13 protein-coding genes are annotated in these 14,456 nt (G+C 67.3%); 4 read left to right on the forward strand and 9 right to left on the reverse strand.

Annotation, left to right across the window (positions count from 1 at the left end; translation table 11 throughout):
- Nucleotides 1-3: 3 nt before the first annotated feature.
- The 3 genes from MJ797_RS04780 to MJ797_RS04790 are packed head-to-tail and all read right to left on the reverse strand — an operon-like array spanning nt 4 to nt 2,713.
- Complete coding sequence (locus tag MJ797_RS04780) at nt 4-711, reverse strand: nitroreductase family protein (protein WP_239332209.1); 708 nt, start codon at nt 709-711, stop codon at nt 4-6.
- Nucleotides 708-1,523: a CoA pyrophosphatase gene (locus MJ797_RS04785; RefSeq protein WP_239332211.1), complete on the reverse strand. Its 816-nt coding sequence runs from the start codon at nt 1,521-1,523 to the stop codon at nt 708-710. The genes MJ797_RS04780 and MJ797_RS04785 overlap by 4 nt, the downstream gene beginning before the upstream one ends.
- On the reverse strand, nt 1,520-2,713 hold the full coding sequence (locus MJ797_RS04790; RefSeq protein ID WP_239332213.1) for an amidohydrolase family protein: 1,194 nt from the start codon (nt 2,711-2,713) through the stop codon (nt 1,520-1,522). Before MJ797_RS04790 ends, MJ797_RS04785 begins: the two co-directional genes overlap by 4 nt.
- Before the next feature lie 639 nt (nt 2,714-3,352).
- Here MJ797_RS04790 and MJ797_RS04795 point away from each other — a divergent pair.
- Together MJ797_RS04795 and MJ797_RS04800 are read left to right on the forward strand one after the other, a co-directional pair.
- Nucleotides 3,353-4,861 (forward strand): class I adenylate-forming enzyme family protein, encoded by a 1,509-nt coding sequence (locus tag MJ797_RS04795; protein ID WP_239332215.1) that lies wholly within the window; start codon nt 3,353-3,355, stop codon nt 4,859-4,861.
- An 8-nt stretch (nt 4,862-4,869) separates the two neighbouring features.
- Nucleotides 4,870-5,178, forward strand: a complete 309-nt coding sequence (locus MJ797_RS04800; protein WP_374581467.1) for a hypothetical protein — start codon at nt 4,870-4,872, stop codon at nt 5,176-5,178.
- Between the two features lie 115 nt (nt 5,179-5,293).
- On the opposite strand, the gene MJ797_RS04805 is transcribed toward MJ797_RS04800, so the two are convergent.
- Nucleotides 5,294-6,163 carry a sugar phosphate isomerase/epimerase gene (locus MJ797_RS04805; RefSeq protein WP_239332219.1) on the reverse strand — a complete coding sequence of 290 codons (870 nt, stop codon included), beginning with the start codon at nt 6,161-6,163 and terminating at the stop codon, nt 5,294-5,296.
- Nucleotides 6,160-7,443, reverse strand: a complete 1,284-nt coding sequence (locus MJ797_RS04810) for an acyl-CoA dehydrogenase family protein (protein WP_239332221.1) — start codon at nt 7,441-7,443, stop codon at nt 6,160-6,162. Before MJ797_RS04810 ends, MJ797_RS04805 begins: the two co-directional genes overlap by 4 nt.
- 395 nt (nt 7,444-7,838) lie before the next feature.
- Here MJ797_RS04810 and MJ797_RS04815 point away from each other — a divergent pair, with 395 nt between their 5' ends.
- Nucleotides 7,839-8,351: a PaaI family thioesterase gene (locus tag MJ797_RS04815; protein WP_239332223.1), complete on the forward strand. Its 513-nt coding sequence runs from the start codon at nt 7,839-7,841 to the stop codon at nt 8,349-8,351.
- Nucleotides 8,352-8,398: 47 nt separating this feature from the next.
- Here MJ797_RS04815 and MJ797_RS04820 read toward each other — a convergent pair whose 3' ends face one another.
- From MJ797_RS04820 to MJ797_RS04835, 4 genes are all read right to left on the reverse strand, one after another.
- Nucleotides 8,399-9,238, reverse strand: a complete 840-nt coding sequence (locus MJ797_RS04820; RefSeq protein WP_239332225.1) for an amino acid ABC transporter permease — start codon at nt 9,236-9,238, stop codon at nt 8,399-8,401.
- Nucleotides 9,235-9,885, reverse strand: a complete 651-nt coding sequence (locus MJ797_RS04825; RefSeq protein WP_239332227.1) for an amino acid ABC transporter permease — start codon at nt 9,883-9,885, stop codon at nt 9,235-9,237. The genes MJ797_RS04820 and MJ797_RS04825 overlap by 4 nt, the downstream gene beginning before the upstream one ends.
- A gap of 63 nt (nt 9,886-9,948) precedes the next feature.
- On the reverse strand, nt 9,949-10,881 hold the full coding sequence (locus MJ797_RS04830; protein WP_239332229.1) for a glutamate ABC transporter substrate-binding protein: 933 nt from the start codon (nt 10,879-10,881) through the stop codon (nt 9,949-9,951).
- Nucleotides 10,882-10,967: 86 nt separating this feature from the next.
- Nucleotides 10,968-11,687: an amino acid ABC transporter ATP-binding protein gene (locus tag MJ797_RS04835; protein ID WP_305039684.1), complete on the reverse strand. Its 720-nt coding sequence runs from the start codon at nt 11,685-11,687 to the stop codon at nt 10,968-10,970.
- Between the two features lie 936 nt (nt 11,688-12,623).
- Between MJ797_RS04835 and MJ797_RS04840 the strand changes: the two genes are divergently transcribed.
- Entirely contained in the window at nt 12,624-14,366 is a 1,743-nt protein-coding gene (locus MJ797_RS04840; RefSeq protein WP_239332231.1) for a lytic transglycosylase domain-containing protein, read from the forward strand.
- The last annotated feature ends 90 nt before the right edge of the window (nt 14,367-14,456 follow it).

Raw genomic sequence — 14,456 nt, forward strand, 5'->3', positions numbered from 1 at the left:
CCGCTACGGGTGCGTTGGCGGGCCAGCATCGGTGTGCCGGGTGCCGGGCGGGTCGACCGCCCAGGTTGTCGTCTCGCCCCAGCCGTCCTCGAAGACCATGTCCCGCAGCGGTTGGCGGCGAACAGGGCCGTGCCGCCCCTGCGGCCGGCCGAGCGCAATCGTCCCGGCGATGAAAACCCCGTCGGGGATCTCCAACAACCGGCGGAGGTCCGGCTCCACGAGCCGGTGCCAGCCGGTGAGCACGCCGCCATAGCCCAGCGCTCGCGCGGCCAGCAGCAGGTTCTGGCAGGCCGGGTAGATCGACCCGCCTTCTGCCGGGTTCGGCTCGCGGTAACGGACCAGGCATGGAAGCACGATGACCGGCACGCTTTCGAAGGTCTCCACGAAATGCGCCATGGCCGCGGCCATCCGCGCCTTCGGCGTGTCAGGACGCGTACCGCTGCCGCGGTCGTAACCGTCTGAGACAACCTTTCTCGTCCACTGCTCCCGGGCTCCCCGGCCGATCAGGGCTCGGGCCGCCAGCGCGCGCGGGCCGTCACGCAGCACAAGGAAGCGGAAGGGCTGGCGGTTCGAACCGCTGGGCGCGCGGGATGCCGCGAACAACATGGTGGCGAGCGCGTCCTCACTGACCGGCTCCGGGCGGAACCGGCGGATGGCCCTGGTGGTGGCGATTCCCTCCAGCAGACCGACAGTCTCTTCGGATGGGCTCACGGCGCGGTCGCTCCGGCGGGCGGCGGAACCTGATCCCGCAGGCGGACGCTGGCGGTCACGACCATGATGAGCTCGAGGAGCATCGAAGCCGTCACGCCCCAGACGCTGCCTCTCGAAAGATCAAAAAAAGGAACCACGAAGTCGCCGCGCGGACCGGTCCACCGTTCCTCACGGTACACGCCGTCCGCCATCAGCCCGGCGAGCGCGACGTCGAAGACATCCTCGACCTCGCTGTGGTTGACGCGTGGGACCGGCCGGGCCGCGAGCGCTCCCACCACCGGGGTGATCTGGAACCTCGTCAGCTCAGCGGTGTGCCCGCCCAGCTCACCGAGCAGGTCGACGCCTGTGGGCGCGAGGCCGATCTCCTCCCAGGACTCCCGCAACGCCGCCTGGCGCGGTGCCTCACCCGCGTCGCACACCCCACCGGGGAAGGCGATCTCGCCCCGGTGGGTCCTGACCGCGCTGGAACGCTCGATCAGGACGACACGGGTTTCACCCGCCTCCTCGAACAGCGTCAGCAGGACTGCCGCCGCCCGGATACCCGGCCGTTGCGGTACGCGAGGTGGGTCTTCCCGCTGGCGGAAGGCATGCCGGATGGCGTCGATGCGGATCCCCTGGCGCCTCGCCATGGGCAGACCGGCCCACGGCGACGGCGTGTCAAGCCGGGTACGGGGACCCGAGAAGACGTCTCCGTACGGCAGCCGCCCGCCGGTCGGCCCTCCCGCAACGGAACGACTATGATCAATCCTGACGGAATCCGGACCGACGTGCCCGGTTGCCGTGGCCGGGTGGCCGGTTTCCCCGGCGGTCACGCCTTCTCGAAGAGCTTCTCCGCGTTGCCACGCAGGATCTTGCGCTGCTGCTCCGGTGTGAGTGACGTGACCAGCTGGGCGAAGTCGGCGGGGTCGGCCAGCCCTTCCGCGTGCGGGAAGTCCGAACCCATGACCAGGCAGTCAACATCCGGAAGATCTCTGACAATCTTGGCGACGTTGTCCTCCGGATAGGGAGCGACCCGGATGTGACGCTGGAAAATCGTGCTGGGACGCTCGGTGAGACGCCCGCCGATCCACGGCCCGTTGCGGCCCATCCCCCGGCTCTTGTCCATGTGCTCGATGAAATGCGGTACCCACGAAGCCCCGAACTCGGCGACGAGCACCATCAGGTTGGGGAAGCGTCCGAAGATGTTGTCGTAGATCAGTGCCGACAACGTGTCCTCGATGGGCCGCTCGCCATAGAGGTTGTTCCACTGCCACGCCGACATATGCCATGCCGCGGGGAAGGCATCATAGCCCCAGGCGGGTGCGATGTGCTCGTTGTACCAGTTCTCCATGATGTGGAAGGCGACGGTCACGCCGGCCTCGTTGAGGCGGGCCCAGATCGGGTCGAAGTAGGGGTCACCGGGCGAGCGGCCGTTCACCGGGCCGGTCGGCAGCAGCACGACCCTGGCGCCCCGGGCGAGGACGTCGTCCAGCTCCGCGACAGCGAGGTCCAGGTCGCGCAGTGACAGCAGCGCCGGGCCGTAGATGCGGTCCTTGTACGCGAAGCCCCAGTTCTCCTCGAACCAGCGGTTGAAAGCGTGCACATTGGCGTAGGCCGCGGGCACGTTCTTCACGTAGTTCTCGACCGACAGGGCCATCGCGGACGGGAAGACGACGGCCCGGTCCACCCCCTGGGTGTCCATCAGTTTCAGGCGCACGTCGCGGTCGAGGTACTCCGGACGCATGGGCTCGGGCTCGTAGGTCTCGTCCGGGTTACCGGACGCCATCTGGCGCAGCATCTCCTTGAGGGATCCCGGCCGGTAAGCCAGGTCGAAGCCGAGGCCCTGTTCCGAATTGAAGGTCGCGACCCGGTCCGCAGCCATGATCTTTTCCACGCCGCCCTCGAATCTGATCGGCCGGACCGCGTGCTCGGACCACTCCGCCGGGAGGTACCTCGTGAAGGCATCCCTGGTCTCGTAGCAGTGCGTATCGCAGTCAAACAGGCCAAAGTCGAGCCCTACCATCGGAGTCTCCTCGCATCCATCCTCGCGACCGTACGAGCCATTCAGTCTAATTAGCATACTAGTAGTCCTGATCGCAGGCCAGCGACCATGCCATCACGGCGACCACCTCCCGACAGGACCCGCCACACCGCCGCGGGCGCCGACCACCACCGCTACCGCTACCGCCACCACCGCGCACCCTCCGGGGTCGACATCCAGGGCCAGCCCCGCGACAGAGCCAGCCTCTTGCACTAGGATGCGTTAATTAGGTTATATGTTTCGGTGAGCCAGACCCTGGATTCCGGAACCCCGACCGGAAGAGCTCCATCGGCTCCGCCGGCCGGACTCCCAGACAACGCGCCGACCGGATGACAACGGGGCGCCGTCAACCTGGGCGGACGGCCGTGGACGCGCCCCGGAGGCGACCTTGCGACACACGATCCACATACCCGATCACCCACCGTCGCGCGCGACCACCCGCGCCCTGGGCAGCGAGGACCGTGCCCACCGGGCGGAAGGCGGGGACACCGAGGCCCAGCGAGGGGCGCGCCGAGATCGCAAAAGATCACCGACCGGCCCCTCGGCAACCGCCACCCGCGAGTTGATCCCTCGATGATGCCGTAAAAGCTTATTTGTATATATGATTTGGGGCGAAGGTCTATGAGTATCGGGATGTTGCTCGATATGGCCGCGACGGCCTTCGGTGACCGGGTGGCGTTGGGAGGGCGCGGCGACGGCATCACGTTCGAGCACCTGGTTCGGGTGTCAGCCGGCGGTGCCACGCTGCTGCGCTCCTCCGGCGCCGAGCGGGTCGCGTACCTCGGTGGCAACAGCACGGCCTTCCCCGCTGTCCTGTTCGCGGCGGCAACGGCCGGGATGCCGTTCGTCCCGCTGAACTACCGTCTCGGCGAAGACCAGCTGGACGGGCTGCTGGGCGAGTTACACGGCCCGGTCGTCGTCTGCGATGAGGCCTACCAGGATGTGGTGGCCAGAAGTGGTCTGAAGGTCCACCGCAGTGAGGAGTGGCTGGCCACCGCGGCGCTCGCGGAGCCGTCCGAGCCGGTGGAGGTCGATGATGACGCGCCGGCGGTCCTGCTGTTCACCAGCGGGACGACGTCCAAGCCGAAAGCGGTTGTGCTGCGGCACTCCAACCTCGTCTCCTACGTCCTGCAGACCGTCGAGTTCGGCTCCGCGGAGCCGGCCGAGGCTGCACTGACCAGCGTTCCTCCGTATCACATCGCCGGTGTCGGGACCGTGCTGACAAACATCTACTCCGGCCGCCGTTTCGTCTACCTGCCGAATTTCTCCGCGGGCGCCTGGCTGCGCCTGGTGGCCGAGGAGCAGGTGACCAGTGCCATGGTCGTACCGACGATGCTGGCCCGCATCGTCGAGGAGCTCGCCGGTGCGCGGGCAGCGACACCGACGCTGCGCTCGATCGCCTACGGTGGTGCCCGGATGCCGCGTCCGGTCCTGGAGAAGGCACTCGCCGCATTCCCGGGCGCCGGCTTTGTCAACGCCTACGGGCTCACCGAGACGAGTTCGACGATCGCGATCCTCAGCCCAGATGATCATCGTACGGCACTCCTGTCGCCCGACCCGGCGGTGGCGGCCCGGCTGTCCTCCGCGGGCTGTTTCGTTCCCGGGGTGGAGGGCGAGATCCGCGACTCGGCCGGCGCGCTCGCCGGTCCCGGCGAAGTCGGCGAGCTGTGGGTGCGCGGCGGCCAGATCTCCGGGGAGTACCTGGGGCTGGGATCCGTCCTCGACGCCGACGGCTGGTTTCCCACCAGGGACAGGGCCTGCCTCGACACCGGCGGATACCTGTTCATCGAGGGCAGGGCGGACGACACCATCATCCGCGGGGGCGAGAACATCGCGCCGGCCGAGATCGAGGACGTGCTGATCCACCACCCGGCGGTGAAGGAGGTCGCCGTCATCGGCCTGCCCGACATCGAATGGGGTGAGCGCCTGACGGCCGTTGTCGTCCCAGAGGCGCATGCGACGCCGGAGCCCGATGACCTGCGCGCCTGGGTTCGGGCCAGGCTTCGCGGCTCGCGCACCCCCGACGAGGTCATCTTCCGCGACGACCTTCCCTACACGCCCACCGGCAAGCTCCTGCGCCGTCAGCTGGTCGCCGAGATCGGCAGTCCCACGACATACGAGAGGACGTGAGCACAGCAATGCGGCTCAAGACAGGTTTGCGGCTGCGGAGCCAGGTCTGCGCCACGGAAGTGATCGTGGTCCGGCCCGGCTCCAGCGAGATCGACCTGACCTGCGGCGGTCATCCGATGATCGGATCCAAGGAGGCCCCCGCCGACGGCCTGGACCTCAAACCCGAACTTGCCGGCGGGACCTTGCTGGGCAAGCGTTACACCGACAAGGACAATGAGATCGAACTCCTCGTCACCAAGGCGGGAGCGGGCAGCATCGCCGACGGGCTGGCCCCGCTGCTGCTCAAGGAGGCCAAACCACTTCCCTCCAGCGACTGACCCAGGCGAACACCGCCGTTCCCTGGGCAGGAGCTCCCCGGTCGGGGGCTGTCCGGCGCTTTCGACGATCGCGCTGGGCATCCCCCGGCCGTCGGGGTCCCACCCCCGCAAGGGCCTACAACCGTGCGCGGTCCAGCGTCGCGCGCAGCGCGTCCATCAGGATCCGCCCAGCGACGGCCGGTCCCTGGGCGAGGATCTCGGCGTTGAGGACCTCGACCCCGATCGGTGCCCGCACCCGAGCGTCGTCGAGGATGCCGAGGAGCCCGGCCAGGTCGAAACCGCCCGCGCCAGGCAGCAGCCGGTGCTGGACGTCCTCGAGCGGCGGGCCCACCGGTGTCACGGCGGCATCGCTGAGCTGCACCGCGAACACCCGGTCGGCGGGTATCCGGCGTAGCAGGTCCGCGTCACCGGCGCCGGGGCCTCGGTTGTGGTGCCAGGCGTCCACGAGGATCCCGGCGTTGCGCCGGTCGGCACGGTGTGCGATCTCCCACGCCGTCCCGATGTCACTGATCGTCGCCCAGGCCACCGCCTCCAGCGCGACGTCAAGCCCGTGGTCGGCGGCGCGGTCACACAGGCCCGCGAACTTCTCCGCGGCCTCATCCAGCTCGACCGCATCCCCGAAGTGGGTCGCCACCAGCGTTTTCGCCCCCAGCGACCCACCCGCCTGGAGATACTCGGCCTCGGTGAGGACTTGGTCCAGAAAGGCTGGTTGATCAACAGGGGGTGGCGTGAGCCAGTCACCGACCGCCTCTATCTCGGTCAGCACAAGGCCGTTGTCAGCCAACATGGCCCTGATATCGGAGTCGGACAGCCCCTCGCGGGTGCGGGCCCGGCGCAGCGAACGGCCGAGGATCGAGATCCCGTCGAAACCCGCTGCCGAGGCCGCGGTGACGACATCGCGGAAACTCAACGGCGCCACCGAGACATTGCAGAGTATGAGCTCACTGTCCGCGGCGGCGGTAACGGCGGACCGCTCCCCGGTCACAGGCTGGCCAGCACGTCGGCGTAACGCGCGCGGGCCTGCTCCTCAAGGGCGATCAGGTGGCTGGTCGGGAAGAGCCCGTCTGTCGGCTTGTGCCGCTTGAGCACCTCACGGGCAAGAGTGATCTTGTGCACCTCCGTCGGGCCGTCGGCGATGCCGACGGTGTAACCGGCGACGAGCATGTCGAAAAACGGCATCTCCTTGGTCAGGCCCAACGAACCGTGCAGTTGCAGGGCTCTGGAGGTGACATCGAGCAGCACCTTCGGCATGACCGCCTTGATGGCGGCGATGTCACCGCGGACCTGCCGGTAGTCCTGGCATTCGTCGATCAGCCAGGCGGTCCGCAGGACCAGCAGCCGGAACTGTTCGATCTGGATCCAGGTGTCGGCGACAGCCTGCTGCACCAGCTGCTTGCGCGCGAGGACCTCACCTTGGGTGAAGCGGGACAGCGCCCGCTCGCACATCATGTCGAAGGCCCACTTCACCAGGCCGACGGTGCGCATGGCGTGGTGAATACGGCCGCCACCGAGCCGGACCTGCGCGACCTCGAAACCGCCGCCCCGCGCACCGAGCAGATTCGCGCAGGGTACCCGCACGTTCTCATATGAGATATAGCCCTCGGTGCCCCCACCGGCCTCCTCATCGATGAGCTCGACATGGCGGATGAACCGGATACCGGGCGTGTCCGTGGGGACGATGAACATCGACTGCTGCTGGTACGGGGAAGCTTCCGGATCGGTCACCGCGACGACGATCAGGAAGGAGGCGAAACGGGCGTTCGAGGAGAACCACTTCTCTCCATTGATCACCCATTCGTCGCCGTCCAGTACCGCTCGGGTCCGGAAGACCTTCGGGTCGGCGCCACCCTGCGGCTCGGTCATGGAGAAACACGAGACGATCTCGTTACGCAGCAGCGGCTCGAGGTATTTCGCCTTGTGTTCGTCCGTGCCGAAGTGCGCGAGGATCTCGCTGTTGCCCGAGTCCGGGGCCTGGCACCCGAAGACGCTCGGCGCGCAGCGCGAACGGCCGAGAATCTCGTTGAGCAGGGCGAGTTTGAGCTGGCCGTAGCCGGGGCCACCGAGTTCCGGGCCGAGGTGACAGGCCCACAGGCCCTGCGCGCGGACCTTCTCCTGCAGCGGTGGGATGAGCGCGGCGCGGATGGGGTCAGTGAGATCGTAGGGCTGGCGGACCAGCCGGTCGACGGGCTCGACCTCTGTACGGACGAAGTCGTCGGCCCAGTCGAGGAGCTGCTGGTACTCGGGATCCGTCTGAAAACCCCACATCGGTGGCTCCTGTCGCTGTCTGGTTATGCGCTCGGTGAGGCCACGGCTCCCGCCGGACCATGGTGAACGCCGAGTTCCGGCCTGCGACGAAGCTGCGCCTAATGGTTATATGTTTTATATTTAAAATGAAGCATGCCCGCAACCACGACAAGCCTGCGGAACAACCTGTTGCCAGTAGGAACGCCCAGCGACAGGGATATGGATCAAGGAATGGGGTTGGGGTGGATGGATCGCGAGACGGCGGAGGAAGTCACCCTGGTGGTGAGTAGCGACCGACGAGCCGGGGTACCCGCACATCGCGCGGCGATGGGCGGGGAGCGATGCCGCGAGGTGCGTGCCCCAGCCCCGCGATGCCGCGTCCCTGTTGCCGGGCGCTCTCACGGAGCACTCGCCGGATGAGGGACAACGGACCGCGTTGGACGGGCTCGGACTTCCAGCTGCCGCCCAGGGCTGACGGTGAGGTGGCGCTGTGTGGCGCCTGTTCCCGCAAGGGACACTGCCGCCTGGGGATGGTCCGCGAACGTCTCGGCGATGACGGGGTGTTGCGGGCGCATGTGACCTGTTCGGCCGAGCACGAGGGTGGCCCGAACGTCGCTCACGGCGGGTGGACGGCCGGGATCATGGATGAGGTGCTGGGCCACCTCCCCATGCACATGGGGATACTGGCTGTCACCGCCGCCCTTGAAATCACCTTTATCCGGCCGGTGCCGGTGGACCGTGACCTGGTGGCGTCATCCTGGCTTGACCGGCGTGAGGGCCAGCGCCTGTACGTGATCGGTGAGCTGCGGCTGGCGGCCACGAACGCGGAGCTCGCCGCGGCCAAGGGCGTCTTCGTGGCGCGCGACCGCACGCACTTCGACCGGCAACAGGCCTGGCTCGCCCAGCAGGACGCCGACAGCGCCATTTGAGATCGTCATTCCGGCTCACCGATCGAAAGCCCGATCTCAAACACACTCTAACCAGGCACGGGCCGCCCCGAGCGCCGGCCGGACAATCTCGCTTCCAGATAGATCGCCAGTCTGGTCACCAGATAGTTGATGAGGATGAAGATACCGGCGAGGAGCAGATAGGTCTGGATCGGGTTGTGCAGGGTCTGGACGGCGATCAGGCCACGGCGCAGCAGTTCCTCATAGGAGATGAAAGCCCCGAGCGAGGTGTCCTTGATAATCACAACAAGCTGACTGAGCAACGCTGGCAGCATCGAACGGAAGGCCTGCGGGAGCAGAATGACCCGCAGCGTCTGGCCGCGGGTCAGGCCCAGCGCCGACGCGGCCTCCGTCTGCCCCTTCGGTACCGCAAGGACACCCGCTCGGACGATCTCGGAGATAACCACGGAATTGTAGGCCGTCAGACCGATCACGATGTACCACAGCAGCGGTAGTTTGACTCCGTAGGCCGGCAGGACCTGCGCGGCGAAAAAGACCGCGATGACCACAGGGACACCGCGCAGCAGTTCGACCGCCCCGACGACAGCCCAGCGGTACCACCGCGCGGCGGAGATCCTGGACATCGCGATGAGGACCCCGAACACCAGAGAGAAGACCGCGGCCAGGGCGGCGGCTGTCAACGTGTGCAGCAGGCCGCCGCCGAGCAGGCGCCACACGTCCGGGAAGTCCTTGTCGCCCGGGTTGAACAGCGGGCTCCATTTGCCGCTGTTGAACTGGCCGTTCGCCGCCAGCCGACGTATGGCCAGCGCTCCGAGCCCGATCAGGGCAAGAGCGGCGACGGCGCTGGCGATGGCTATACGCCGACGCCCGCGAGGTCCCGGGACGTCGTGGAGGACCGAGCCGCTCACCGGGCCACCCTGAACCGTTTCTCCGCCGCCAACAGAAGCAGACCGGCAGGGATGATGATAATCAGATATCCGAGCACGACGCCGGCATAGACCGGCAACGCGGGTTCGCCCCGCGCGCCGTTCAGTGTGTTAGCGACGCTGTAGAGCTCACCACCGACCCCGAACGCGCCGACGATCGCGGAGTTCTTCACCATCGCGATCGCGACATTGCCCAGTGGGGGGATGACCGCCCGGATCGCCTGCGGAAGAATCACCAACCGCAACGACTGGCTGAAGGTCAGGCCGATCGAGCGGGCAGCCTCGGCCTGACCTGTGTCAACCGCACCAATTCCGCTGCGTACCGCCTCGCAGACAAACGCGGCTGTGTAGATGGTGAGCCCAGCGGCCCCGAATATGAAGTAGGAGCCGTTGACACCCACCTCCGGCAGGCCGAAAGCGAAGGCGAACAGGACGATCGTAAGAGGACAGTTGCGGACCAACGTGACATAGGCGGTGCCCACCGCGCGCAGTGGTGGCAGCGGCGACACCCGGAATCCCGCCAGCACGATCCCGAGCACCAGCGCCGCCACGGCGACCAAGGCACAGATCTTCAATGTTCCCAACAGACCATCGGCATACAGGCCCAGGTTGTCGGTGATGACGCCCATGGCGGCTCCCGGGGTATGTCAGTTCCGGAGAGGTCCTGACGGGGTGCGGTGCTTAATCCTAGATCAGGAACAGGCGGTGAGCGCCGGTAGGGACGGCGTGGCCCTGGCGACCTTGCCCGCGGTGGATTCCCAGGCCCTGGCATAGCGTCCGTCCGCCGACGCCGCGGTCAGCTGCGAGTCGATGAACTGGCAGAAAGCGACGTCGCCCTTTTTGATGCCGATGCCGTAGGGCTCGGTGGTGAAGGGTTTGCCGACGAGCTTGAAGGCACCCCCACTGGAATCGATAAGACCCAGCAGGATGACGTTGTCGGTGGTGACGGCATCGACCTGACCGGTACGCAACGCGTCCGCGCACTTGGAGTAGACATCGAAGAGCACGATGTTGGACCCGCTGACATAATCCTTGATTTTTTCGGCTGGCGTCGACCCGGAGACGGAGCAGACCTTCGCGTTCGCGGCGCGTAGCGATTCCGGCCCGGTGATCGCGGTGTTGTCTTTTTTCACCATGAGGTCCTGACCGGCCTGGTAGTACGGCCCGGCGAAGCTGACAAGCTGCTTGCGCTTGTCATTGATCGTGTAGGTGGCGACGACGAAGTCGACCTTGCCCTGCTGAATCGCTCCCTCGCGCTGGGCTGACGGCGTCTCAACGAAGGTGATGTCGTCCTGCTTGATTCCCAGCCCGGCGGATATGATTTTTGCAATTTCCACGTCGAATCCGGCGATCTTGCCGTCCAGGCCTTTCTGGCCGAACAGGGGCTGGTCGAACTTGGTACCGACAGTGACCTTCCCGGCCGCGGCGAGCCTCGCCATCGTGGTATTGGCCGGGAAGGTTGGTTTGCTCTGGGCGCTGGCAGGTGTGCCGGTTGTGCTGCCACTGCTTCCGCAGCTGCTGATGGCGAGCACGACGGCGCCAGCGAGCGTGACCGTCACGAACCGTCGCCGACGTGGGCGCGGCCGGAGCTGATGCTGCCTGATCAGAAAGCGTGGGAGCCGCATGGTCGTCCTCCGTGGGGATACGTCAGCTACAGAAGGGGCCGGGATGGCCGGCGGGGAAAGAGACGATGCCGGCGGGTACGCCGGGGTCAGTTGGTGAGAATACGAGCCAGGAAGTCGCGAGCCCGCTGTGTCCGTGGGCTGTCGAAAAAGCTTTCCGGAGCACCCTCCTCGAGAATTCGACCGTCAGCCATAAATACGATGCGGTCCGCGGCCCGCCGCGCGAACCCCATCTCGTGCGTGACGACCACCATGGTCATGCCGTCGCGCGCGAGCCCCGCCATGACGTCGAGCACCTCGGCGATGTACTCTGGATCAAGCGCTGAGGTGGGTTCGTCAAAAAGAATCGCCTTCGGCTCCATAGCAAGCGCCCGGGCGATCGCGACACGTTGCTGCTGCCCGCCGGAAAGCTGTGCCGGATAACTGCCGGCCTTGGCGCCGACACCCACCCGATCGAGTAGTTCCCGGCCTTGGCGCTCGGCTGCCTCACGCGGGATTCTCTTGACTTTTGTCGGCCCGAGAGTGACGTTCTCCAGAGCGGTCTTATGAGCGAATAAGTTAAACGATTGAAAAACCATACCCACCTCGGCCCGGAGCCGCGCGAGCGCGCGGCCCTCCTCGGGCAACAGCTCTCCGTCGATCATTATCCGGCCAGCGTCAATGGTCTCCAACCGGTTGATGCACCGGCACAGCGTCGACTTACCCGATCCGGACGGACCGACGATGACCAGCGCCTCGCCGCTGTGCACGGTCAGGTTGATCCCGTGCAACGCCTGAAAAGCGCCGAAGAACTTCTCGACGCCGGCCATGACGATCAGGGGTTCTCCCCGCGCACTCTTCGCCACGCTCAGCCCTTCGGTCGTCAATGTCCAGCAACACTATGGGGTAGTTGGCCCCACTGTGTCGCGACTATGGGGCAGCTGGCCCCACCGTGTCGCGCCGGTGGCGCGCACCACCCGGAAGGGTCGTGGGATGGCTGGCGGCACGGCCAGGTCAACGATGACACTCTGGCGACGATGGCACCCCGGCATGGCGCGCGTGCGACAGGAGCGGCGTTACGAATATGTCCCAGCTGGCCCGCCCCCACATTTCCGACCGATGACGTCGCCGAAGCAGCGTACTGGCACGGAGGCGGCGAACAGGCCGGGGCGGGCTGGCGGGAAGGCATCCCGAGGGCACGACGTCGCACCGGCTCCTTCCCGCTGGAGAACAGCGCCTCCGCCGAACTCGGGACGCTTCGGAGTGCCATCGGACCGGCCAAGGATGCCAGCATCCGCTGATTCGACTCAATGAGATCTTCAAGATTTTTGGGATCTTTCTATCAAACAATAGACACACAACACATTGCCGAATGTGAAACAGGGTCTGGCCGGCGACGGTCGCCAGCCCAACGATTGCTGCCCGCCCTGGGCCAGGACAGGCGTTGGCGCGGTCGACGGCCAGCCCATGTGCCAGAGTTCATTGTGATTCGCCTCGCTCCCGGCCGAGCTTCCGCGGGATGCGACGCGCGTCGTTTCGGTCCTTGCCGGCACAGTGGATGATTGCGGTACCTGGACGGACGAAACCGCAAACCGCTCGTGGAACCCAGCCATTCGATGAGGTGAAGACCTGCCGTGACCAAGCAGCGCCGGGGCCCGCTACGGGTCAGGCTGAATCGGCGGCCTGCCGTCGCGAATACCGTCCCTGGCCCGCGGCCCCGATCAGCGCGCCCCCGGGCGGCGCGGCCCCGGGTGCAGGTACTCGCGATGCCGGTGGTGGCGATCGCGACCCTCCTTCTCATCAGCGGCTCCGCCGCCACCTCGCAGGCGAACTCCACCGCGGGCCCACCGGCGGGGCCGGCGCGGCAGCCGGCGGACGGCGGCGGTTTCGCGATGCCGGCGGGTGCCGGCCCAGCTGCTTCCGGCACCTCTGGCGCCGCCTCCGCGGCGAGCACACACACCCTGGCCACGGCCGCGGCCACCGGCGCCACTGGGGTCGTGACGCTCGGTCCCGGCGACAGGGGAATCCCGGACCGGGTGCTCACGGCCTACCACAAGGCGGCCGAACGGACCGCGCGCGAGCGGCCCGGCTGCCATCTGACCTGGCCGCTGCTCGCGGGGATCGGCAAGGTCGAATCCGGGCACGCCGCCGGCCACGCCATCAGCACCGACGGCACGATCGCCCCATCGATCATCGGGCTGCCCCTCGACGGCAACGACGGACGCGCTCTGATCCTGGACACCGACGATGGTGACTGGGACGGTGACAAGCTCTTCGACCGTGCCGTCGGGCCCATGCAGTTCATCCCCTCGACCTGGCGGGTATCCGGCCGGGACGGGAACAACGACGGCACGCGGGACCCGAACAACATCGACGACGCGGCCCTCGCCACCGCGGGCTACCTGTGCGCGTACAACCGCGACCTGACCAACCCGGCACAGCTCCAGTCGGCGGTCCTCGCGTACAACCCGTCGGACGACTACGTCCGGGCGGTCCTGGCGTGGACGGATGGCTACGACGACAGCGGAGCCGCCCCGCTGCTCACCCCGAGCGGCGCACCGGCACCCACGCCGAGCGGTGCACCGGCACCCGCACCGACCATCATGGTCACGCAGGCGCCACAACCGCCCGGAACACCCACACCCACACCGTCCGCAGCCTGCCCCGCGATCGCCGTCGGGACCGCCACGCTGGCCGCGACACCGATCAACCTCGACGACACCGTCGCCGGCTACGAAGCCCTCGACGTCACTGGAGTTCTCACCACGACGGGTACCGCTCCGGTCACCGCTGCCGTCGACGCACAGCTGTCCGACAGCCACAGGTGGACGATCACAAGTATCCGAACGGTCGTCACCGCCGACACCGCCACAGTCGCCGCGCCACGACAGCTCGCCCGCTTCGACGGGCAGGCCATCGGCGAGGCCGGCGCGGATGGTGCCCTCACCGTCACTGTCACCGTCACCCCGGAACCGGATGGCGCGGGCTGCACGCCTCCGCCCGCCACCGCCTTCGACGTCAGCGGCCTGAACGCCGCGGATTTCGTCGGCTGGACCACCACCCCGGCGCGCCTGCGCGCCCGCCTCGCCGACTACACCCAGTCGGGCCAGGTCGAGCAGGCCACGGCCGACGCGTTGGGCGCGCTGATCCCCGCCACCGTCACCGGCCCCGGAACGCTCATGCCCTTTCTCGACCGCCTCAGGAGCACTACATCTGCCCAGGTCAGCGACGAAGCGCGCACCCGGCTGACGAGTATCGCCGGACGCCTGAACGACCAACAGACGCAGAACACACCGTCGCCCGCGCCCGCAGCCACACCAAATCCCACACCCACACCGGCGCCGGCGCCGGCGCCGGCCAGCGGCGCACCGAATCCGGCCACCGTATCCACCGGCCCGGCATCAACATCGGCATCAACATCGGCATCAACATCGACCGCTCCAGCCGTCATCGCCGCGGCACCCTCCCCCACGTCGACTCAGCCGCCGACAGCACCACCGCCGGCATAGAGCCGGCCAGATATCGATCTGATACCGCAATCAAGGAAAATCAACAAAAAAGCAACAGATACACTCCTGGCGACGAAGTGATGTAAACGG

Origin of the sequence: Protofrankia sp. CiP3 (genome assembly GCF_917627345.1) — a bacterium.
Lineage (GTDB): Bacteria > Actinomycetota > Actinomycetes > Frankiales > Frankiaceae > Protofrankia.